The sequence below is a fragment of the Dyella sp. 01N448 genome, assembly GCF_056399225.1.
Genome location: NZ_JBFTQX010000006.1, coordinates 15486 through 36616, shown reverse-complemented (window position 1 = coordinate 36616; position 21131 = coordinate 15486). Strand labels below are relative to the sequence as shown.

Below are 21131 nucleotides of genomic sequence, written 5' to 3'. Positions count from 1 at the left end.
TCATGCGCTCAACAACCACCAGGCCGCACCGCCCAGCGCCGCCAGCACCACCACGGCCAGCGCGAACCATCCGACGCGACCGAGCCTGGACGCGCCAGGCTCCCGCGTCAGAAACACAAACTCGGACTGTCCAAAACGAATGCGATCGCCATGCCGGATGGTGGCTTCGTGCACACGCTTGTTGTTGACGAACGTGCCATTGGTGGAGAGCGTGTTCATCACCACGTAATGGCCTTGCTGGTTCATCACCCACGCATGGGTCGAAGAAACGCTCGGGTCGCAGATGACGATATCGTTCTCGCCGCCCCGCCCGATGGTTTGCCGACCAGCTCGCAACGTAAAGCGACGCCCCTTGAGCGCCGCACTGGTGCCTTCGAGCACGGGCTCGTGGACGCTGACGCCGCCATCGGACGCAAAGCCTGCCTCGACGGCGAGCCGGCTCAGCTCGTCAGCCGAAAAAAGCCGCGTCCCCTGGGGGCCCGATGAGCGTTTCCCGGTGGCCGGCAATGAACTGTAGCTACGGTTTTCCATCAAGCGCCCAGGGGTGAAGTCCATCGGTCCATCATAGCCAAGCCATCGGTCGTTCCTGCGCAAACTTGACTGCTCATTCGCGCCGAAGCGGCCCTTTCGCGAGGCTGACACAGAAAAGAGACCAACCCGCCAACAACCATCGACACTCTCGTACCACCAAGTATTCGGGTAACGAGAAGCTCATCACAATGCATGAAAGGGGCCAATCGGCACCGCCTATTTTGATGAACCGGTTGCCGATTGCCTCGCGATTCCCGCCGCCTTGCCTGCGCCACCCGTGATCGGGAACGCCCGCAATGGGCGACACGTCGGTTGCGCCGGGATAGTTCTCCGCCCTCGCCCGACCGCCTACTGGCCAGTCGTTCTACGTAGGCCTGAATAGTCCATCCGTGGGGTTGTTCGAAATCCGGTATGGCGTACGCAGAGTCACGTGACCCAGGAATCAAGCACTGCGCTCGTCCATCCTCGTCGTTGCGTCAGATCGATTTGAGGATGGAAGCGGACGTCCGCTAGCCGCCCCTGGCTAGATACAAGAACGTAGCGGGCGCATAAACAAGAGTCGCCAGACCAAGTGCACTGGCAGTCAGCACCGCCCACCTCAGTCGCTTTACCGTCGCCTCAATGTCCCCGGGGACGGGACTACGAAATAAGGGCTTCCAGTTGAGCGGACCGATGCCGTACAAGACCACATCCATGCGCGAGGCATAGAGCGCAGCAGCAAATTCCGGATGGGCCTTGGAGATGCTGCCCCGAGCCCTCCCTGCAACCAGCATCAAGTACCACCGGCTGACGATCGCCGCGAAGCACAACGTCATGGCAGCAGTCAAGTTCATCAGCTCCCCTTTTTACCCGACGTGCCGACCTTCAGCAGATCGCTGATGCCTGCTTCTGGTTGCGACCTCAACGGGTCGAAACGGACATTTGAGTCGAACATATCAGAGCAGTCGTTCGGACAGCACACGAAACGGGACGCTTGGAACGAGGAAGCAAAGAGGTTTTCCCGTAGCTCCCTTCCGAGGCAGGTTTCTCCCCTGCGTCCAGAAGCCGGACCGCTTCGCGCTTGAACTCTGCGGTGAATCGTTGGCGCTTGACCATCTGACACCTCCCAGGGGATTGTCCCCTTTCAAAGGTGTCCGTCAAACTCGGGCCATCTCAGAGTGGACTTTCATCTTGTGACGACGCCGGCGCATAAAAAAAGTGCACTCTGACCCCGGTTTCGGCGCAAGGTCCGCTGTGGGTCGGAAGCGGACGTCCGACTGTACTGAAAAAGGGGCATGGCTATTTCAACGGAATGAACACCACCGAGGCTAGCCCGCCCAGCTCCTCTTGAAGTTTCACCGAGAGCGCCTGCCCTATCAAATTGTGATTCTCGCGATCGGATATAGCCTGGAACCCACCGTCAGGAGGATACGCGTCACAAAACGTGCGTTGAAAAGCCCTGTTCCAATCGTCTATCTCGGCAAGGAGTGCTGCCGATATCCCAAGGTCTGAGGGCTCGAAATAGCCCATCTCGTTGATATCCGGATTGAACAATGGGGGTGCGCCATAGACTGCACCCAAGCGGAAGGACTTCAACGCAATCTCCCCTTTCCCAGCCGAACGATATGGAGTTTTCCGGACAATTCAAAATGTCTGCTCCGGATCGAAAGCGGACGTAAGCTGCACTCCGATCGCGGTTTTCCTATCTCCTAACTGGGATGTCATAAACACCAAGTGCAGTTATGCACCCGATGCCACCCTCCTCACACGGGGCGCTAAAGACGACCTCTCTGCCATTTATGACAAAGTTCTCAGTAGCCTCTTCTCTCACAGGTTCGGGGGCATGAGGGGACGGAGGAAGCACGGTTCCTACGCCGTAAGCGCCCTCAATATCATTCAAGCGAAGGCAGACGCCAGCCTTAATGCTGATAATGATCGCCCCGCTGTACGTCGATCCATCCCTATCGGTGGGATCGTCCAAGGCGGAGGGAGTGCGAAAGACGACTTCTTTCACCCAAGCATCCTTGTCGCCGCCCTTTCCAACCCACTCGATCCAGGACGATTGCCGGGCCGGCGAGGGACCGGTCAGCTCGACGCCTACTTCCCTGCCTACCGACTGCGCCGTTTTGGGTTGGCTATTTGTCAGATAGCTCACAAGCCTTTTGACTCCCTGAAGCTCTCCTGCCTGCACTGATGTGGCGATACTCAATGACAGCATGACGCCTGCGCACAGAGCGATGAAACGCGAGTTCGCTAGGCAATTTTTCACGGTTCCAGGCGAATGAACCAAGCCTGCCATCATCCACTCCTCTTAGGTGCCGCGCGTCTGGTCACTGGGCAAAGTCCAAGTCCGCTTCGGGTCGGAAGCGGACCTTAGCCATCCGTCGCCGGATGACTGTTAATGGACAGATCAGAACGAGGGTTAGAGTGCACTTTTCTCATTCTCTTGCCTTCGGAAATCAAAAGTGCACTCTGACGCGGATTTCGATGGTGCGTTACGACGCTCCAGGCCTAAGCACCCGGCTTCAGAATGCCGGACCACTGGGCGCCTGCATTTGTCAGCGAGATTGCCATGCCGGACTGTGATGGCTTGTTGACGGTCATCTTGCCTGGATAGAGCTTGTCGCAAAAAGCGCCGCCCGTGGTCGATTGCTTGAACGTGAAGAAGCTTCCATTACTTGTGCTCTGGACAAAACCAGCCTGGGCGAGACAGCTAAGCGGGGCATAGAAATGAAGTTGAGCACCATTCGGCTGGAAGTTCACTTGAACACGGACCTGCACTGCTTTTCCGCCGCTCAGTATGCCGCTCCAGGTTCCCGTTGGCAGCGTCGATTTCTGCGCGACCGCATCGACGGTGGTCCCAAGCAATACGACCATCAAGATGAGTGTGCACATGTGGCTAGTACGAAACATGATTAACCTCCGCGGTTCGTTGGACTATCAAGTTTCATTCGATGAGCGAGCACCGAGTCGGCGAAATTTTGGGGATAGCAGCGGTTCGCCATCCTGCGAATTTCTATAAGCAAGCCAGACCGCATCCATTCGAATAACCGTATATGGCCCCTCCCCTTTGCCAAGCATCTCTTAGCTAAGGCGTCCGTGTCGACTGCACATGTATATCCGGCCGCCAAACGCTGCACCGTCAGGCGGTGACGCGCCACGATGAGCTAGTCGCGCGTCGGCTCCCAATCAGAGGAAACGGCACGGATGTAGTTGCTTCGAACAATGGCGACGGGACGTAACTACCTTCGTCCCGTTTGTCACGCGTTTGTCCTCAATCAACGAGCGGACGATAAGCGCGGACCACAGGCTTCGCCCTTTCCAGATCGTACCGCGCCTGAAGTGCCAGCCAGTAAAAGGCGGTGGTGTCGAAGGCGAGGGAAAGGCGGATGGCGATCTTGGCGGTGATGGGGTGGGTGTCGGCGATGAAGGCCTTGATCTGATTGGAGGGTATGCCGGTACGACGGGCGAGTTGGGCGGGGTTGAGGGCGTTCGGAATCAGGTAGGCGTGCAGCAGGATGTCGCCGGGGGCTCGCAGGGGTTGCGAGGGGTCGATTTCCGAATGCGGGGTGAGCTGGATCAGTTCCATGGTGGTTCCTCCCTGTCGGACACGGCCGCACAGCGGCTCAGGCGCTTACAGCGCTCGGTGTCAGTGAATGCTTGGCAGCTTTGTCGGTGATCGCCCGAATGCGGCGCATCGCCATGCCGGCCGATGCGCTTCAACGGCGCTCATCGGAGGCGTGTGGTGTTCACTCGAGGCTCGTCACTGAGCAGGCGGGCGTATTGCTGCAAGCAGTAGACGGCTGTGCCCAGGCTGGCGGTGACGGCCGCGGGAAGCGGCCATGGCAGCGCTCTGCCGGGGAATCCCCGCGCTTGCGCGTTTCGACACTGCTCGCTGTCGACACGCAGGCGCGTGAGGGCGAGCACCGCCAGAGCGATGTCGCCGCGAGTGCCATGACGCAGGGTTTCGGGCGATGCCGCCGCCGTGGACGACGGGGCATGAGGCGGAGGAGTGAGGGTGTCGTCAGGGGGAACGGACGAGCGGATGCGTCCCGTATGATCGCGGATAGCCATGATCAACTTCCGTATGAGTTGGTGATGGTTAGCGGGTCGTGGGTGTTTCGAGCACTCACGGCCCGCGCCTCATGACCTGGTGGTCATGGTCACCCGCGAGGCCTTGCAATACGACAGCGCGAATGACTGACCCTAACAAGCAGGGTTGGCATCGTCTGTCAGGGATCAGCGAGATGGGTGTCCACCCGCGCGAGGTGGTGCGTGACGGCGCAATGCCGAGCGAATGTCGGCAGCATTCCCTTAGATGACTTGAAAGCGAACAGCAGAACGAGGGTCAGAGTGCACTTTCCTCATTCCCTTACGTTCGGAAGTCGCAAGTGCACTCAATCAATAATGCACTCGGACCCAGCTTTCGGTCCTGCGCGCTAGACAATCAATCTTGCATCCACGGTTTGGATCGGTACCGGTCCCAGCCGTCCGGAAGGATGGTGACGATCGGGCCGTCCACTTGGCCGCGGGCGGCAACGCGCATGGCCGCTGCCACGTTGGTGCCAGACGATCCACCGACTAGAAGCCCCTCTTCACGCATCAAGCGTCGAGCCACGCTAAAACTCTCGTCATCGGAAATGCGTTCGACGCTATCGATGACATCGCGATGCAAGTTGGCGGGTGGCTCCGCTGCGCCGATTCCTTCGACGGCATACGATCCATCGGGACCGGGCGTTCCCGTTTCGACCCAATCTGCCAGAGCCGACCCGACAGGATCTGCCAGTATCACCGCGATGCCTTTGTGGTGGGCCTTGAGTCGCCTGCCGACACCGGAAATCGTGCCGCCTGTGCCCGCGCCTGCCACGAAGGCACCGATTCGCCCGCCCGTCTGGTCGATAATTTCTTTCGCCGTCGTCTCTTCGTGAATACGAACATTCGCGGGATTACTGAACTGGTCTGCGAGAAACCAGCCGTTTTCGCGCGCCAGGCGTTGGGCGACATTGCGGAAATTATCGCTGCTCGATGGCGGCGCGTTGGGCGTGATGATTACGTTTGCGCCCAGAGTGGTCAGGGCACCGCGTTTGTCGTGGGACATCTTTTCAGGCATGACGCAAACAAGCCTGTAATCACGGGCCGCAGCCACCAGGGCGAGGCCAACACCGGTGTTGCCGGCCGTGGCTTCGATCAGCGTCATGCCCGGCCGCAATAGCCCGCGCGCTTCGGCGTCATCGACAATGGCCAGCGCAATACGATCCTTGATCGAACCGCCCGGGTTCAGATGCTCGCACTTCACCCAGATCTCGCAGGGCAAATGACTTCCGACCCGACCAAGACGTACCAATGGGGTGCGACCGATCTGCTTGAGGATATCTTGGCTCATCGTGTGATCCACTTGTCCAATGACAGACGAACGCCCGGCACTACCTCAACCACTCCTCGACACACGCCCACCGGCGCACTTCCAGACCGTATAGCCAATCATCACCGCAACGCCTGTGATGACGGCGACTACCGCGCCGATTCTGGCGAGCTCCAGGGGTGCGAATGCCCACAGTGAGGACCATACGACGAAGGCCAGCGTCATCGCCCAGCCGCCAACGCGCCCGATGGACTGCGCCAGGGTCGCGTGGTGGACGGTTCGCGGCGTGCCGGTCATCCGCTTTGGCATGAAGTTGCAGAAGGCTGCGAGGGCGAGGCCGATGATGACGTTGTTGCCGCGCACGACTTGCTCTGCGTCGATCCACCCTTGCTTGCGGGCCAGGGTGAGCAACAGGGCGCCACCGATCATCACGGCTGCGAGCTTGAGGCCGAACAGGATTTCTTTCTTCGCGCGCTGAAGTTGGGAGTTCTCGCTCATTCGTCGGCTCCTTCTCGAGTGGGTTTGTGCCCGGCCACGCCAGCGGCATTTGCCGGCGTGCGCTCGGCGGCACCGATGCCGAACAGCTGGGTGAAGCCCAGCAGCGCGTCCTCCAGTACCGACAACTTCAACTGGTAGGTGATGCTGGTGCCGATCTTGTTGGCCTCGACCAGGTCAGCCTCGCGCAGCACCGCAAAATGCGCCGACATGGTCGGTCGAGACACCGGGAAATGGTCCGATAGCTCCCCGGCGGTCATCGGACGCTGCCGGAGCAATTCCAGCACCTTGCGGCGGGTGGGATCGGCGAGGGCCTTGAAGACGCTGTTCATTCGTAGATATTTAGCCAAATATCGAAATAGCGCAAGTGCTGGCATTCGGCCTATGTTTTACCCGGATACTATTGATCCGGACAAATATACCCGGGTATATTTGCTCGCCGACGCGCACCGTCGCGTTCCCATCAGGAGACAGCGACATGACGTCGCCCGAACAGCTCACGCGCTATCTGGAACCCACGCAAGATGCCGGCCGCGCCTTCGTCATGCGGCAACTGGAAGGCCAGATCGTTATGCTCAATCTTCTGCGTTTCCGCGAAGTCGCCGACTACGCCGCTACGCCGGAACTGACGCCGCCATCGCCGATTACCGGCGAGGCCGCCTTTCAGCGTTACATCGAGCACACCCTGCCCTATTTGATCCAATCCGGAGGAAACATCGAGTTCCTCGGCAAGGGCGGTGACTTTCTCATTGGACCGCCGGACGAGCGCTGGGACATGGCCATGCTTATTCGGCAACGCAGCGTCGAATCCTTTCTGGCCTTTGCGACGCACGAGGCCTATTTGTCCGGCTTGGGACATCGCACGGCGGCTATCGAAGACTCGCGTTTGCTTCCGCTGTCCGACATGACGCCTCGGCCTTTGCAGGCCGAGGGATGAGCAGCGCCTCGGCGCTCACCACGAAATAATTGCACTGCGATGGGCCACGCCTCGTCAGCGTGGCAGCAGCTCAGTCGACGCGATGGCTCAACGCATAGTCGATCGCCGCGCGCACGGCCGCCACCTGCGCATCATTGCATTGCTGCGGCGTGGCGCGCGGGCTGTCGGGATAGACCTCGGTGGTGGTCGCATAGCGCGCATTCGTGATGCCGGCGCACAGGCTCCACTGCTTCACCGGAAATTTGATCACGCCCGGCATCAGCAACGGTGAACCGATGATCTCGCCACGCGCATCGGCATCGGCGATATGCGTCACCTTGGCGACCGCTTCGATCACGGCCTGCTGGAATTCAGGCTGAGGACGATCGGTGTCGTCGACCAGATAGAAACCGTCCGGCACTTCGCCAGGTTCGAACGGCTTGCCATCGCGCGATGCCAACGCCGGGCGAAATTCCGACTCGTCCGTATCGGTGGTTTCGTGCAAATCGATATGCATCAGCGCGCGATCGCGCAGTGGCTCCAGCAGATCAACCAGGGCCGCCGATTCGCCGGCGGGGCTGTGCTTGCGGAAATTGCGATTGGGATCGAGCGCCTCGGGATTCCAGCGATGAATGCGCTCGTACGCCCACGGACTCACACAAGGCACCACCAACAAATTCGCCCGCCCGGCATAGTCGCGACCATGCTGCTGCAAGAACTGCAGCGCGCCATGCACGCCGCTCGTCTCGTAGCCATGCACACCGCCCGTGACCAGCAACACCGGCAGATCCTCACGCCAATCACGGCTGCGCACGGCGAGCAGCGGATAGTGTTCGGACCCGTAATCCAGCGCCCCGTACTCCACCACGTCGAACGTCTCGCGCAGGCGCTCGAGAACGCTCACCACATCATCCGCGTAACTGCGCTGCTTGCTCTGGCGTGCCAGCCACGCTGCACGTTCTGCCGCGCCCCAGGCCTGTCCGGGTGTACCGATGGGATAGAAATGCTGGGTGCTCATGCTGATGCCGTCGTGGTGGATGCGCCGCACTTTAGCATCACGGCACCCGCGTGAAATCCATGATCCAGTTGACCTCCCAGGTCTTGCCGTCGTCGGCCGAATAAGCCTGTTCCCAGTGCGCCGTGGTCGGGGTGATCCCGGACCACACGAAGCGTACGCGTATGGGTTTGCCGCGCAGCGTGTCGGTCGCGTAGAACGTGCCGACGCCATGCTCGAAATGTCCCTTCACCGGCGGATCGAGTTGTCCGAACGGATCGCGTCCGTCCAGCCACCAGATGGCCCACTGCGCGGTCTTGGGATCATAGGAACGAAGGCCGACGCCGCGGTAGGTGCCCTTGGGCGTGTTGAACACGTTGTCGTCGACATTGGCATAGCCATCCATCAGGGGGCGCATGCTGAGCGTGCCGTCGAACTCGTCCCAGTCATGACTGTTGGCGAGCTTTTCCTTGAGCTTGCGATGATGGCCGCGCCAATTGCCCACCAGAAAATCAAAATCGTGCAGGCCGGCGAGATTGGGTTTGGCCTGGCTGGCATTGGGCGTGTCCTGCTTGGCCTGCACGGGTAGGGCCGCAGCAGCAATGCAGGCCGCAAGCGCAGCGATCAACACAACGCGGAAACCATTCATAAGAGAGTCCTTCTGCCATGGTGGCCCGGAGCCCGTTCGATCTCCGCCTGGGCCGAATGCGGAGGGTTGTCAACGACACTCAATCGAAGCGCTCAGCGCACGTCACTCCCATTGGTTCGCGTTCTTGGGAAATCCTGGACGTTGCACGCGCACCACGCAGAAGCGCTGCCCCGTCGGCGCCTGCATCACCACCCAGCGTTCGAGGCGATCCACCACGTGAGCGCCCAGCTTTTCCAGACGTGCCACTTCGGCGGGAATGTCATCGGTTTCGATGTCGAGGTGGACGCGGCTCTGGTGCGCCACGCGCTGGATCTGCACGATGGCTTCGTCAGGCGGCGTCTCCAGCATGCGGTAGTTGCCACGGCTGCCGGGATGACCAAGGTCGATCGGGCGCCCCAAGGCTTGCGCCCAGAACTGGGCCGCCTCGTCGACATCCTGCGTGTGGCAATCGATGAGCAAGGCACAAAGACGGGAGTAGTGCATAAGCGTCCTCCTCCATACGGTTCCAACGACGTGCGTGGGTTCTGCCAGGTGGACGTGCATTGCTGAGGATAAGTCCCCGGCGGAACGCGATGACATAGCCAAAGGGCTTGGACAACCGGCAAAAATTGGACATGGACAGCGACTAGGCCTTTTGTCGGATGCCAGCGCGTACTAACTCTCCCACTAAACCCGGAGGCCCAGTATTTTCAGTGGCATAGCGTAACCGGAGCATGCGCTGCCAGGCAGACGTGGGGGCAAATCGCCACGCCGACTGTGTCAGGGGTCACAAATTCCTACCCTGATGATGTACACAAATGTCACGACACCGTGGACAATGTCTGGATCACCACTCCGGAGGGGAACCGGAACCATGACTCATAGCGATGCTGCGGGCCGTCCCGTGGCCCAACTGCTTGTTGTCACTCGTAGCCTCGTGGAGCTGACTGATCGCGCCGTTTCCGACAGTGAGCTGTCGCATGCGGCAGCCGACGTGCTGGTGTTTGCCGCGCGCCAGGCGGCTCGACTGGTGGAAGACGTGGTGAGCCTGCGCTCGCGCGATCCCGATGGCGCGACGGCCTTCGTACAGTGCTCCAGCAGCAGCGACCTGGACCGTGCCTATAGCGACCTGGAATGCCTGGCCGAAGCGGCCGGCATGATCCGCGCGCACGGCATCGGCTCGCAATACCGCGCACACCTGGCTTACCTGATGCGCTATGCCGCCGAGTCGGCCTGCAGCGCGCTGGAACGTGCGGAGCACTCGATGAATCTGGCCGACATCACCAGCCTCGCCAACACCTGGGCGATGGACGCGCACAACTGAGGCACGCGCCCTCGCCTCCCGCAGCAAGCGCGATTTAGTTCTTGCCGGCGGCTGCCGGCGGCGCGGCCTGCTCCAGCGGACCCACCGTGACATGACCGGACCAGCCATCGAAAACATTGATGGCCGCGGTGTCCACCATCTTCATCACCATCTGCACCGGCGGGCAGGCGCTCGCATCGGCGTTGGGCCTGGACGGATCGTTCATGCCTGCCATGCAGTACTTCGCCCCCTGATTGGTCAAGCGATTAAGCATGGCCATGCCATCGGCATAGCGGCGCTCGGCGCGCGGCCCGGCGGTGGCGTCGCCATACACCGGGCGCAGCTTGGCAAGCTCCTGCTCGGCCGCCTTGCGCTCCACCTCTGTCGCACTCTTCCAGGCCGTGTCATGCGCCTGCTGGAAGCTGGAGTTCCGTCGCTCCGAGGCCAGCGCCAGCCAGGCCAGTCCCAAGGGCCGATTCACCGGCTGGTGATCGCCATTGAGCGCCATGATGCCCAGCACGTATTGCGCCGGCTTGCTGGCCCAGCTGGCCGCCGTCTTGAAGAAGCGCTGCGAAATCTCGTAGTGCCCCAGGCCAAAGTTCTGCGAGCCCAGGCAGTAGTAGTAGTCGCCGGGCAGGAATTTCTCTTCGCCGGATACGCAGCGCGTATTGGCCAGATCGGCGTCGGTGGGCGGCGTGTCCGTATCGGCGGTGCTCGCAGCACTGGTCTGCGCGCCGACCGGCGACGCCATGGATGCCATCAGCGCGACCAGCGCCATCGCCCAGATCTTGTTTTGCCATCCCTGCATGGTGCTGCCCTCGGTAGTGATGTGTCGTTCGACGAACGGCACATCGTAACGTTGCAGGGCATCCACGGGATGACGAAAAAGCGAAGTATTTTCTTGCGCTTACGCGGTGCCTCGGCGCATGAAGGCGCGGACGGCGGTGCCTCGTCGCGTGATGTCAGACATATGTTCCTAGGCACACATCCGCGCACCATCACGACGAGGCGCGCGCATTGTGGCGATCGCCGTCCTGCGCTTTCTTGCGTCCAATCGCATTTCAGATGTCATGTCGTCTGGCATCTGCCCCGCGTGACGAAGCACGCACTGGGAGTGCCACCAGCACCACAGCTGGTGCGGCCGCCAAGCTTGATCGTCACCCCGCGCGCCGACGCAAGCAGGCCTGCGCGGGCCCCACCACCTCTCGCCATCTGCGACAGCCCGGCCCGATCATGCGGGACATCCGTCGCCGCCTCGGCGAGAATGCATCCATGAGCGAGTCGCCCCATTGCCTGATGTGAGCCACACCCTCGAGCTGCCCCTGGAGAGCCCGATCCAGCCGGGCCTGATGGTCATCCATGGCAACCGCATGGAGGATCTGCGCGACCTGCTGACCGCGTGGCTGGCGCGCGCGCCGCTGCGCCCACTGGAAGACGAGCTGATGCTGGTGCAGAGCAACGGCATCGCGCAGTGGCTCAAGTGGGCGCTGGCGCGGCCGGCCGATGCTGGCGGGCTGGGCATCAGCGCCGCCATCGACGTGCAACTGCCCGGCCGCTTCCTGTGGGCCGCCTATCGCAGCGTGCTGGGGCGCGACGCGGTCGCCACCACCTCGCCGTTCGACAAATCACGGCTGAGCTGGCGCCTGCTGCGCCTGCTGCCCGCGCACCTGCACGAAGCCGACTTCGCGCCGCTGCGCGATTTTCTCCGCGACGACCCGGACGAACGCAAGCGCTACCAGCTGGCCGAGCGCGTGGCCGACCTGTTCGATCAGTACCAGGTGTATCGCGCGGACTGGCTCACCGACTGGGAGCACGGCCGCTACGAACTGCGCGACGAGCTGCGCGGCAAGCACACGCCGCTGCCCGCCGATCAGCGCTGGCAGGCGCGGCTGTGGCAGCTGCTGCTCGATGACGTCGGCGATGAGCGCCACAACCATCGCGCCGCCGTGCATCAGGCCTTTATCGAACGCATCGCCGGCATGACGACCCGCCCCGCCACGCTGCCGCGACGCATCGTGGTGTTCGGCATCTCCTCGCTGCCGCAGCAGACGCTGGAAGCGCTCACCGCGCTGTCGCGCCACTGCCAGGTCATGCTGCTGGTGGCCAATCCCTGCCGGCACTACTGGGCCGACATCATCGAGGATCGCGAGCTGCTCAAGGCCAGCCAGCGTCGCCACGGCCTCAAGCCCGGCCTGCCGGATGAACCGCGCTTCGAAGATCTTCACCTGCACGCCAACCCGTTGCTGGCGGCGTGGGGCCGGCAAGGGCGCGATTACATCCGCCTGCTGGACGCGTTCGATCGCCCCGAGGGCTATCGCAACCAGTTCGCCGCGTGGAACCGCAGCATCGACCTGTTCGCCGATACCGACGGCAGCACGCTGTTGCGCCAGATGCAGCAAGCGATTCTGGATCTCGAGCCGCTGCCGGCCGATGCAGCGCAACGCAAGCCATGGCGGCACGACGACATGTCGCTGCGCTTCCACATCGCGCATAACCCGCAGCGCGAAGTGGAGATCCTGCACGACCAGCTGCTGGCGATGTTCGAAGACGCAGCGCGACGCGGCGAGCCACTGTCACCGCGCGACGTGATCGTGATGGTGCCGGATATCCAGACCTATGCGCCGCATGTGCAGGCCGTGTTCGGCCGCCTGCCGGCCGACGATGCGCGCTATCTGCCGTTCTCCGTTGCCGACCAGCCGTCGCGTGGCGCCGTGCCGTTGATGGTGGCGCTGGAACATTTGCTGTCGCTACCCGAATCGCGTTTTGCCGTCAGCGATTTGCTCGACCTGCTCGACGTCCCCGCACTGCGCGCACGCTTCGACATCGACGACAACGGACTCCCCACGTTGCGCCGCTGGATCGAAGGCGCAGGCATACGCTGGGGACTGGACCGCGAACAAAAGCAGAGTCTCGAACTGCCCGGCGTGGAGCAGAACACCTGGCGCTTCGGCCTGCGCCGCATGCTGCTCGGTTACGCCGTCGGCGAAGGCGATACATGGCACGGCATTGCGCCGTATGGCGAAGTGGGCGGCCTCGATGCCGCGCTGATCGGCCCGCTCACGCTCCTGCTCGATCAGCTCGAACGCTGCTGGGCACGCATGCGCGAACCGGCGACGCCGGGCCAGTGGCACCAGCGCCTGCAGCAGTTGCTGATCGATTTTTTCGATGCGGACGATCCGTCCGACAGCGACCGGCTCACGCGCTTGAACGATGCGCTGGACGAATGGCGACAGGCCTGCGAGGACGCACAATTCAGCCTTCCGCTGCCACTGAACATCGTGCGCGAGCATTGGCTGGCATCGATGGACGAAAGCCGCCTCTCGCAACGTTTCATGGGCGGCGCGGTGAGCTTCTGCACGCTGATGCCGATGCGCGCGATCCCGTTCCGCGTGGTGTGCCTGCTCGGCATGAACGATGGCGACTATCCCCGACGCCAGGCGCCCGCCGATTTCGATCTGATGGCCCAACCCGGCCATGCGCGTCCGGGCGATCGTTCGCGGCGCGAAGACGATCGCTATCTGTTCCTCGAGGCGCTGGCCTCCGCGCGCGACGCGCTTTACGTCAGCTGGGTGGGGCGCAACGTGCGCGACAACAGCGTGCTGCCGCCATCCGTCCTGGTCGGCCAGCTGCGCGACTACGTGGCCGCCGGTTGGTGTGGCGACGGCGATGACGCCAGCGATGATCACGCTAGCGAGCGCCTGCTCGAAGCCATGACCACGGTTCATCCGCTGCAGCCCTTCAGCCGTCGTTATTTCAGTGCCGACGCGGATGCGCGCCTGTTCACCTATGCGCGCGAATGGCGTCAGGCCCATCGTGGCCACGACGACGCGATCAACGCGACGCTCGCGCCATGGCAGCCGGATGCCGCCATCAGCATCGGCTTGTTGCAGAGTTTCGTGGCGCGCCCCGTTCGCCACTTCTTCAATCACCGCCTGAAAGTGCACTTCGCCGTGCGCGACGAAGAAACGATGGACGATGAGCCGTTCGGCCTGGATGCGCTGGAACGCCATGTTGCGATGACCAGCGTACTGCGCAGTGCCATGGCGGCTTCCGACGTGCGCGCCGCCGTCGACGTCGCCACCAGGCAACTGGTGGATCAGGGCGACCTGCCGCCGGGCGGCTTCGGCGAGTTGGCGCGCGATGCGCTCACGCGCGAAAGCGGCGATCTCGCGTCGCGCTGGCTGGCTGCCTGCGAACAATGGCCGCTGGTGGACGAAAAGATCGAGGTACTGCACGAGGCGCATGGCGTGCGACTCGAAGACTGGCTGTCGGATCTGCGGCAAGGCGGGCATGGCGGCTACACGCGACTGGAGCTGGTGACCGGCAAATTGCTGCAGAAAGGCGACATCCGCTACGACAAGACCATTTCCGCCTGGGTGATCCATGTGGTGGCGCACGCGCTTGGCTTGCGCCTGAACACTCGCATCATCGGCGTGGACGCCACGCTGTTGATGCGGCCGCTCGCTGCCGACGATGCCGTGATGTGCCTCAACGCCCTGCTCTCGTGTCTGCGCGAAGGCATGCGCATGCCGTTGCCGGTGGCGCGCAAGACGGCGTTTGCCTGGCTGCAGAACGGCAGCGATCCCGAAAAGGCGCGCAAGTTGGCCCAGCTTGCCTATGAAGGCAGCGGATTTGGCGGCGTTGGCGAAGTGCAGGAAGACCCCTATCTCGCGCGCGCATGGCCACGCTACGACGCGCTGGAGGCCGGTGGCTTCCACCACTGGCTCGCTCTCTACCAGCCGATGATCGCGGCCATCACCAACGGCGCGGACGCATGACCACGACCGCGCCACTCCAACCATTGCAATTGCCCCTGCACGGCATCCAGCTGATCGAAGCCAGCGCCGGCACCGGCAAGACCTGGACCATCGCCGCGCTCTATCTGCGGCTGGTGTTGGGCCATGGCACGCCCGAAGGCAAGACGTTGCTGCCGGCGCAGATCCTCGTGCTGACCTTCACCAAGGCGGCCACCGCCGAGCTGCGCGAGCGTATACGCGAACGCCTGGGCGAAGCGGCCGAGGCGTTTCGCGGGCGCCGCGAACCCGACGACTTCCTGCGCGACCTGATGGCCGTTTATGCCGATGGCGATGAGCGCGCCCGCGCCGCCCGCCAGCTCGACCTGGCGGCGCAATGGATGGACGAATCGGCCATCCATACCATCCACGCGTGGTGCCAGCGCATGCTGGGACAGCATGCCTTCGATAGCGGCCATGCCTTCGAGCAGGACACGGACACCGACGAAAGCGCCTTGCTCGCCGACATCGTGCGCGACTACTGGCGCTGCCATTTCTTTCCACTGGATCGTGCCGGCGCCGCGCTGGTGTCGCGCTGGTGGAAAGCGCCTGCCGATCTGCAGACCGACCTGCGTCCGCTGCTGCGCCAGCCGCCTGATAGCTTGCGCCTCGATGGCAAACCCTTGCCCGATCCCGCGCATGTGCTCGACGCGTTCCGCAAGCATGCAGGCGACGTGGTCGTCGCCGAGTCGCGTGCACGCGAATGCTGGCTGGCTGCCGCGGATGACATCGAAGCGATGTTCGTGCGCGCACTCGATGCCGGCGCACTGAATGGCAACAAGATGCGCCGCGACAAGGTGATCGACGAGCTTGCCCTGCTGCGGTCCTGGGCGAGCGGCGGCGCGGATGCCTCGGCCACTCTGCCACGCTACACGCAGTCCGCGCTTGTCGCGGCGAAGAACAAGAACGCCGACGCGCTGCGCCACGCCGCCTTCGATGCCATCGAAGCGTGCGTGGAAACGCTGGGATTGGTGGCGCCATGGCGCGCCCCGGTGCTGGCGCACGCCACGCGCTGGGTCGCGGCCAAGCTGGAGGAAACCAAACAGCGCCGCGCGCAGCTGGGCTTCGACGACATGCTCAAGCGACTCGACAGCGCACTGCACGGCCATACCGGCAAACGCCTGGCGGACACCATCGCCACGCAGTATCCGATGGCCTTGATCGACGAGTTCCAGGACACCGATCCACTGCAGTGGCGCATCTTCCATCGCGTGTATGCACGCCGCGAGACCACCGGGCTGCTGCTAATTGGTGATCCCAAACAGGCCATCTACGGTTTCCGTGGCGCGGACATCCACACCTACCTGCGTGCGCGCGGCAGCGCCCGGCAGCCGATGTGGACGCTGGGCACCAATTACCGCTCTACCGAACCGCTGGTGCATGCGGTGAACCGAGTGTTCGCGTTCGCCGACGGTCACGAAGACGGCGCGTTCGCCTTCGGCCGCGGCCGCGATGCGTTGCCGTTTCTTGCGGTGGGTGCGCGCGGGCGCAGCGATAGCCTGACGCTCGACAACCAACCCTTGCCGCCCATGCAGCTGGCGCTGCAGCCAGGCGACGACACCCTCAGCGGATCGGCCTATACCGATGTGATGGCCCGCCACGCCGCGAGTTATCTGGTGGATTTGCTCGCCGCTGCACAGGAAGGCCGCTGCGGTTTTCGCAATGCCGATGGCGGCTTCCGTCCGCTGCAACCGGGCGACATCGCCATCCTGGTGCGCCGCGGCTCCGAAGCGGCCAAGGTGCGCCAAGAGATGCAGCGGCGTGGGCTCAAGAGCGTGTATTTATCCGACCGCGACTCGGTCTATGCCTCACCCGAGGCCGCCGATCTGCTGCGCTGGCTGCGTGCCTGCGCGGAACCAGGCTCCGATCGCGCCATGCGCGCCGCGCTGGCCACGCCGACGCTGGGCCAGAGCGACGAAGAGCTCGATCGCCTCAACCTGGACGAGCAGCACTGGGAAGCCTGCGGCGATCGTTTCCGCCAATTGCACGCAACCTGGCAACGCCACGGCGTACTGGCGATGCTGCATGACCTGCTGCATGCCTTCGACTTGCCAGCGCGCCTCCTCGCGCGTCCCGACGGCGAACGCGCGCTGACCAACCTGCTGCACTTGGCCGAACTGCTGCAGCATGCCGCAGCGACGCTGGATGGCGAGCATGCGCTGATTCGCTATCTCGCGGCACAGATGGCGACTGCGAGCGATCCGCAGTCGGAGACCGCCGACGAACAAATCGTGCGCCTCGAAAGCGAGGCTGCGCTGATCAAGGTGGTGACCATCCACAAATCCAAGGGCCTGGAATATCCCCTGGTCTTGCTGCCTTTCATTTGTTCCGCGCGCGAGCTGAAGGCCGACGACAGTTTCACCTGGCACGACGACGCCGGCGAACGGCGCATGGACCTGCGCGCCAGCGACGATGCACTCAAGCTGGCCGATCGCGAGCGTCTGCAGGAAGACCTGCGGTTGCTCTATGTCGCCCTCACCCGCGCGCAGTACGCCTGCTGGATGGGCGTGGCCTGTACGCGTCCGGGCAACAGCAAGGCCTCGACCTTGCACCAAGCCGCGTTCGGCTATGTGCTGGCTGGTGGCGCAAAGATCGAACCCGCCGATCTGATGGCGCGCCTGCAGGCATTGCAGGGCACGGAAGGCGACGTGGAGATACGCGTGCTCGGCACCGCTGGCACGCACCCGCTGCCCGCCACGCAGGACGACGTCCTGCCGCTGTGGGAAGCGCGCATCTATGAGGGCGCCCCGGTCGAGCGCTGGCGCGTGGCCAGTTATAGCGGCTTGAAGTACGCCGAAAGCGAAGAGACGCGCGTGCCCGTACCCGAGACCGCATCGCAGGACACGCTGATCGAAGCCAGCGCCGAACTGCTCGAGCTCCCGGCAACGCCTTCCCTCGCGGCGCAAGGCATCCATGCATTCCATGCCGGCGCCGAAGCCGGCACGTTCCTGCACGACCTGCTGGAATGGGCGGCTGATGAAGGCTTTGCCGAAGCAGCCGACGATCTCCCGGCCCTGGAAAAGGAAATCGCACGACGCTGCCAACGTCGCGGCTGGCAGGCGCATATCCCCATGCTCACGACATGGATGGCCGGGCTGCTGCGCACGCCCCTGGCGCTGCCCGACGGCAGCCACGCTTCGCTATCGCAGATGACCAGCCACTATGCCGAACTGGAATTCTGGTTCGAGGCGACGCACGTCGACACGCTCGCGCTGGATCGTCTGGTCACGGCCCACACGCTGGACGCCCGCCCTCGCCTGAGCCTGCTGGCCGATCGCATCAACGGCCTGCTCAAGGGGTTTATCGACCTGGTGGTGGAGCAGCAGGGTCGTTACTACGTGATCGACTACAAGTCCAACAAGCTCGGTAGCGACGCCAGCGCGTACACCGCTGAAGCCATGCGCGATTCGATCCTGCGCGAGCGCTACGACCTGCAGTACGCCTTGTACACATTGGCCCTGCATCGACAACTGCGCGCGCGGCTGCCTGGCTACGACTACGAGCGCCATATGGGCGGCGTGGCCTATCTCTATCTTCGCGGCGTGGATGGCGCCGGGCACGGCGTCCACGTAGAGCGATTGCCGAAGGCCTTGATCGATGCACTGGATCGCTTGTTCGCCAGCGGGGAGCACGCCCATGCCGCATGACGCGTCCCTGCCCGCCATGGAGCTGGCCATCGAGCGAGGATGGCTGCGCCCACTGGATGTAGCCTTCGCGAGTTTTCTCGCTGCGCAAGATCCGCAGGCGCCCGCGGCCCTGCCACTGCTCGGCGCTCTGGTGAGCCGGCAACAGGCCGATGGCCATCTGTGTCTGGATCTGTCGGCGTGGGCGTCGCTCGCCGATGACGGCGGCTGGCCTGATGCATGGCGTGCGGTGCTGGCTGAGCTTGCATCGGCATCGCCCCCGCTGGGGATCTCCGCCCTGATCGCTTCATCGGACGATGCCGCACCGTCTGCCTCACCCCTGGTGCTCGATGGCAGCCGCGTCTACCTGCGTCGCTACTGGAATCACGAACAGCGCGTCGCCGAGGCGATCGGCCAGCGGCTCGCCCGCGTGCATGACACGCCACCCTTGCTGGCCAGCCAGCTCGCGCGCCTGTTCCCCACCGCCGCCACCGACACGCCGGACTGGCAACGCGTCGCCTGTGCACTCGCCGCGCGTGGCGCCTTTACCGTGATCACCGGTGGCCCTGGCACGGGCAAGACCACTACCGTCGTGCGTCTGCTGGGCCTGCTGCAGACGCTGCATCGCAAGGACACTGGCCGCTCGCTGCGCATCCGTCTGGCCGCTCCCACCGGCAAGGCCGCCGCGCGATTGCAGTCATCCATCAGCACGCAGATCGCTCAGCTGGATGTCGACAGCGACGTTCGCGCCAGCATTCCCAGCCAGGTGGATACGCTCCATCGACTGCTTGGCGCGCGCCCGGATACGCGACGCTTCCGTCACGACCGCAGTCATCCGCTCCACCTGGACGTGTTGGTGATCGACGAAGCGTCGATGATCGACCTGGAGATGATGTCCGCTGTACTCGCCGCCCTGCCCGACGAGGCGCGCCTCGTGCTGCTAGGCGACAAGGACCAGCTTTCATCGGTGGAGGCCGGCGCAGTCCTTGGCGATCTGTGCCGACGCGCGGACCTTGGCCACTACAGCGCAGCCACGGCGCAATGGCTGCGTGAGACCACCGGCGACGGCATCGAAGCCTGGGTGCGCGACGACGCACGCGCGCTCGACCAGCATGTCGCCATGCTTCGCCATAGCCATCGCTTCGGTGCTGACAGTGGTATCGGCAGCCTCTCCCAACAAGTCAACGAAGGCCATGCCGCGCGCGTGCATACGCTGCTTGCCGGACAGCACACGGATATCGCATGGATCGATGCGGCAGCCGATGCACGCTCGCTCGCCGAGCTGGTGCTCAATGGTGGTGAGGCGCAGTTCCTGGCGCAGCGGAATGATCGACAACCACAAGGCTATCGCCACTACCTCCAGTGGATGCATCGCGAACGGCCGTCGCCTATTGCCGACCCAGCCGCTTACGATGCATGGGCCCGTGGCGTGCTGCGCGCCTTCGGCAGCTTTCAGCTGTTGTGCGCGCTACGCCATGGACCGTTTGGCACCGAGGGGCTCAATCGCCAGATTGTCCAGTTGCTGCATCAGCAGCAGCTGATCGACAGCAGCCACGAGTGGTACGAGGGCCGACCCGTACTGGTGACACGCAACGACTACAGCCTTGGCCTGATGAATGGCGACGTGGGCATTGCCCTGCGTGTTCCCGATGAACATGGCGTACTGCATCTGCGCGTTGCCTTCGAAGTGGCAGGCGCGGCGGACGACGGCAGTACCCGCTTTCGCTTTGTACTGCCGTCGCGTCTGGGCGAACGGGAAACCGTCTATGCCATGACGGTGCACAAGTCGCAGGGGTCGGAGTTCGAGCATGCGGCCTTGGTACTGCCGGCCGAAGCCAGCGCCGTGCTGACGCGCGAACTGCTCTATACCGGCATCACGCGTGCACGCCGCCGGTTCAGCCTGCTCGCACCCGCTGCCATCGTTCGCCAGGCGGTGGAGCAACCGGTGCACCGCCATTCCGGCTTGCACCTGCGCTGGTCGGGCGCCGAACCGTCCGCCACATGAAGCAAGGCCGCCCTGCGGCGGCCTTGTTCAATCCCAATCCGTTTACCAGCAGCCTGCCACGCCAGGCGTGCGAGCGCCGCGATGGTTGAGCGTCAGCGTGCCGCATACCGCATCGCGATTGAGCTGCACCGTGGTAGGCGTCGCCGTGATGGTGAACGACGTCGATGTGCTGGCCGGCGCGAGGGTGTAATTGCGGGCGATCTGCGATTGGCAGTCCAGATGCGGGTCGGCGTTGGCGACACCGGCGGGCGTCTGGTCGTAACGCAGATTGCTGGTGTAGTAGCGCTCCATGTAATTGGCGTACTCGGACAAGCAGCCTTGCGCGGCGACGCGGTTGGTCTTGGCCATGTGCTTCAGATACGACGGCCAGGCGATGGCGGAGAGTATGGCGATGATCGCCACCACCACCATCATTTCGATCAGGGTGAAGCCCCGTTCAAAATGATGGTGACGAACGCTGGCGCTGGAATGCTGTTGATCAAACATGGGGCGTGCTCTCCTC

Annotated in this window: 19 protein-coding genes; 5 read left to right on the top strand and 14 right to left on the bottom strand. The window is 63.4% G+C overall.

Going from position 1 to position 21131, the window contains the following annotated elements:
• The 9 genes from AC1DKY_RS12285 to AC1DKY_RS12245 form a co-directional block, all read right to left on the bottom strand.
• On the bottom strand, window positions 1–555 hold the full coding sequence (locus AC1DKY_RS12285; protein ID WP_441603608.1) for an FHA domain-containing protein: 555 nt from the start codon (window positions 553–555) through the stop codon (window positions 1–3).
• Between the two features lie 485 nt (window positions 556–1040).
• Window positions 1041–1364: a hypothetical protein gene (locus tag AC1DKY_RS12280; RefSeq protein WP_441603607.1), complete on the bottom strand. Its 324-nt coding sequence runs from the start codon at window positions 1362–1364 to the stop codon at window positions 1041–1043.
• Between the two features lie 445 nt (window positions 1365–1809).
• Window positions 1810–2106 carry a hypothetical protein gene (locus AC1DKY_RS12275; RefSeq protein WP_441603606.1) on the bottom strand — a complete coding sequence of 99 codons (297 nt, stop codon included), beginning with the start codon at window positions 2104–2106 and terminating at the stop codon, window positions 1810–1812.
• A 106-nt stretch (window positions 2107–2212) separates the two neighbouring features.
• Window positions 2213–2728, bottom strand: a complete 516-nt coding sequence (locus AC1DKY_RS12270; RefSeq protein ID WP_441603605.1) for a hypothetical protein — start codon at window positions 2726–2728, stop codon at window positions 2213–2215.
• A 293-nt stretch (window positions 2729–3021) separates the two neighbouring features.
• A complete protein-coding gene (locus tag AC1DKY_RS12265; RefSeq protein WP_441603604.1) occupies window positions 3022–3423 on the bottom strand; it encodes a hypothetical protein in 402 nt (133 codons plus the stop codon).
• A gap of 361 nt (window positions 3424–3784) precedes the next feature.
• On the bottom strand, window positions 3785–4099 hold the full coding sequence (locus AC1DKY_RS12260) for a HigA family addiction module antitoxin (RefSeq protein ID WP_441603547.1): 315 nt from the start codon (window positions 4097–4099) through the stop codon (window positions 3785–3787).
• Between the two features lie 858 nt (window positions 4100–4957).
• The gene (locus AC1DKY_RS12255; RefSeq protein ID WP_441603603.1) at window positions 4958–5893 is read right to left on the bottom strand and encodes a PLP-dependent cysteine synthase family protein; all 936 of its coding nucleotides are present in this window, start codon (window positions 5891–5893) and stop codon (window positions 4958–4960) included.
• A gap of 45 nt (window positions 5894–5938) precedes the next feature.
• Entirely contained in the window at window positions 5939–6370 is a 432-nt protein-coding gene (locus tag AC1DKY_RS12250; protein WP_441603602.1) for a hypothetical protein, read from the bottom strand.
• On the bottom strand, window positions 6367–6699 hold the full coding sequence (locus AC1DKY_RS12245) for an autorepressor SdpR family transcription factor (RefSeq protein ID WP_441603601.1): 333 nt from the start codon (window positions 6697–6699) through the stop codon (window positions 6367–6369). The genes AC1DKY_RS12250 and AC1DKY_RS12245 overlap by 4 nt, the downstream gene beginning before the upstream one ends.
• Before the next feature lie 146 nt (window positions 6700–6845).
• Between AC1DKY_RS12245 and AC1DKY_RS12240 the strand changes: the two genes are divergently transcribed.
• Window positions 6846–7304 (top strand): DUF1330 domain-containing protein, encoded by a 459-nt coding sequence (locus AC1DKY_RS12240; protein WP_441603600.1) that lies wholly within the window; start codon window positions 6846–6848, stop codon window positions 7302–7304.
• Window positions 7305–7374: 70 nt separating this feature from the next.
• Here the strand turns inward: AC1DKY_RS12240 and AC1DKY_RS12235 are convergent, their stop codons facing one another.
• The 3 genes from AC1DKY_RS12235 to AC1DKY_RS12225 form a co-directional block, all read right to left on the bottom strand.
• The gene (locus AC1DKY_RS12235; RefSeq protein WP_441603599.1) at window positions 7375–8301 is read right to left on the bottom strand and encodes a M14 family metallopeptidase; all 927 of its coding nucleotides are present in this window, start codon (window positions 8299–8301) and stop codon (window positions 7375–7377) included.
• A 37-nt stretch (window positions 8302–8338) separates the two neighbouring features.
• On the bottom strand, window positions 8339–8926 hold the full coding sequence (locus tag AC1DKY_RS12230; RefSeq protein WP_441603598.1) for a hypothetical protein: 588 nt from the start codon (window positions 8924–8926) through the stop codon (window positions 8339–8341).
• Window positions 8927–9028: 102 nt separating this feature from the next.
• On the bottom strand, window positions 9029–9409 hold the full coding sequence (locus tag AC1DKY_RS12225) for a VOC family protein (RefSeq protein WP_441603597.1): 381 nt from the start codon (window positions 9407–9409) through the stop codon (window positions 9029–9031).
• A gap of 370 nt (window positions 9410–9779) precedes the next feature.
• Between AC1DKY_RS12225 and AC1DKY_RS12220 the strand changes: the two genes are divergently transcribed.
• A complete protein-coding gene (locus tag AC1DKY_RS12220) occupies window positions 9780–10229 on the top strand; it encodes a hypothetical protein (RefSeq protein WP_441603596.1) in 450 nt (149 codons plus the stop codon).
• Between the two features lie 34 nt (window positions 10230–10263).
• On the opposite strand, the gene AC1DKY_RS12215 is transcribed toward AC1DKY_RS12220, so the two are convergent.
• Window positions 10264–11082, bottom strand: a complete 819-nt coding sequence (locus AC1DKY_RS12215; protein WP_441603595.1) for a hypothetical protein — start codon at window positions 11080–11082, stop codon at window positions 10264–10266.
• Window positions 11083–11506: 424 nt separating this feature from the next.
• Between AC1DKY_RS12215 and recC the strand changes: the two genes are divergently transcribed.
• From recC to recD, 3 genes are read left to right on the top strand one after another with little or no spacing between them, the layout of a single operon-like run.
• Window positions 11507–14986 (top strand): exodeoxyribonuclease V subunit gamma, encoded by a 3480-nt coding sequence (gene recC / locus AC1DKY_RS12210; protein ID WP_441603594.1) that lies wholly within the window; start codon window positions 11507–11509, stop codon window positions 14984–14986.
• Window positions 14983–18648 carry an exodeoxyribonuclease V subunit beta gene (recB, locus tag AC1DKY_RS12205; protein WP_441603593.1) on the top strand — a complete coding sequence of 1222 codons (3666 nt, stop codon included), beginning with the start codon at window positions 14983–14985 and terminating at the stop codon, window positions 18646–18648. The genes recC and recB overlap by 4 nt, the downstream gene beginning before the upstream one ends.
• Complete coding sequence (recD, locus tag AC1DKY_RS12200) at window positions 18638–20629, top strand: exodeoxyribonuclease V subunit alpha (RefSeq protein WP_441603592.1); 1992 nt, start codon at window positions 18638–18640, stop codon at window positions 20627–20629. Before recB ends, recD begins: the two co-directional genes overlap by 11 nt.
• Before the next feature lie 42 nt (window positions 20630–20671).
• On the opposite strand, the gene AC1DKY_RS12195 is transcribed toward recD, so the two are convergent.
• Window positions 20672–21115 carry a type IV pilin protein gene (locus AC1DKY_RS12195; protein ID WP_441603591.1) on the bottom strand — a complete coding sequence of 148 codons (444 nt, stop codon included), beginning with the start codon at window positions 21113–21115 and terminating at the stop codon, window positions 20672–20674.
• Window positions 21116–21131 lie beyond the last annotated feature (16 nt).

Coding starts and splice junctions, on each gene's coding strand:
- recB (WP_441603593.1), top strand. CDS start 14,983: ATGACCACGACCGCGCCACTCCAACCATTGCAATTGCCCCTGCACGGC.
- AC1DKY_RS12270 (WP_441603605.1), bottom strand. CDS start 2,728: ATGCTGTCATTGAGTATCGCCACATCAGTGCAGGCAGGAGAGCTTCAG.
- AC1DKY_RS12220 (WP_441603596.1), top strand. CDS start 9,780: ATGACTCATAGCGATGCTGCGGGCCGTCCCGTGGCCCAACTGCTTGTT.
- AC1DKY_RS12230 (WP_441603598.1), bottom strand. CDS start 8,926: ATGAATGGTTTCCGCGTTGTGTTGATCGCTGCGCTTGCGGCCTGCATT.
- AC1DKY_RS12265 (WP_441603604.1), bottom strand. CDS start 3,423: ATGTTTCGTACTAGCCACATGTGCACACTCATCTTGATGGTCGTATTG.
- recD (WP_441603592.1), top strand. CDS start 18,638: ATGCCGCATGACGCGTCCCTGCCCGCCATGGAGCTGGCCATCGAGCGA.
- AC1DKY_RS12255 (WP_441603603.1), bottom strand. CDS start 5,893: ATGAGCCAAGATATCCTCAAGCAGATCGGTCGCACCCCATTGGTACGT.
- AC1DKY_RS12260 (WP_441603547.1), bottom strand. CDS start 4,099: ATGGAACTGATCCAGCTCACCCCGCATTCGGAAATCGACCCCTCGCAA.
- AC1DKY_RS12245 (WP_441603601.1), bottom strand. CDS start 6,699: ATGAACAGCGTCTTCAAGGCCCTCGCCGATCCCACCCGCCGCAAGGTG.
- AC1DKY_RS12250 (WP_441603602.1), bottom strand. CDS start 6,370: ATGAGCGAGAACTCCCAACTTCAGCGCGCGAAGAAAGAAATCCTGTTC.
- AC1DKY_RS12225 (WP_441603597.1), bottom strand. CDS start 9,409: ATGCACTACTCCCGTCTTTGTGCCTTGCTCATCGATTGCCACACGCAG.
- AC1DKY_RS12195 (WP_441603591.1), bottom strand. CDS start 21,115: ATGTTTGATCAACAGCATTCCAGCGCCAGCGTTCGTCACCATCATTTT.
- AC1DKY_RS12285 (WP_441603608.1), bottom strand. CDS start 555: ATGGACTTCACCCCTGGGCGCTTGATGGAAAACCGTAGCTACAGTTCA.
- AC1DKY_RS12280 (WP_441603607.1), bottom strand. CDS start 1,364: ATGAACTTGACTGCTGCCATGACGTTGTGCTTCGCGGCGATCGTCAGC.
- AC1DKY_RS12240 (WP_441603600.1), top strand. CDS start 6,846: ATGACGTCGCCCGAACAGCTCACGCGCTATCTGGAACCCACGCAAGAT.
- AC1DKY_RS12235 (WP_441603599.1), bottom strand. CDS start 8,301: ATGAGCACCCAGCATTTCTATCCCATCGGTACACCCGGACAGGCCTGG.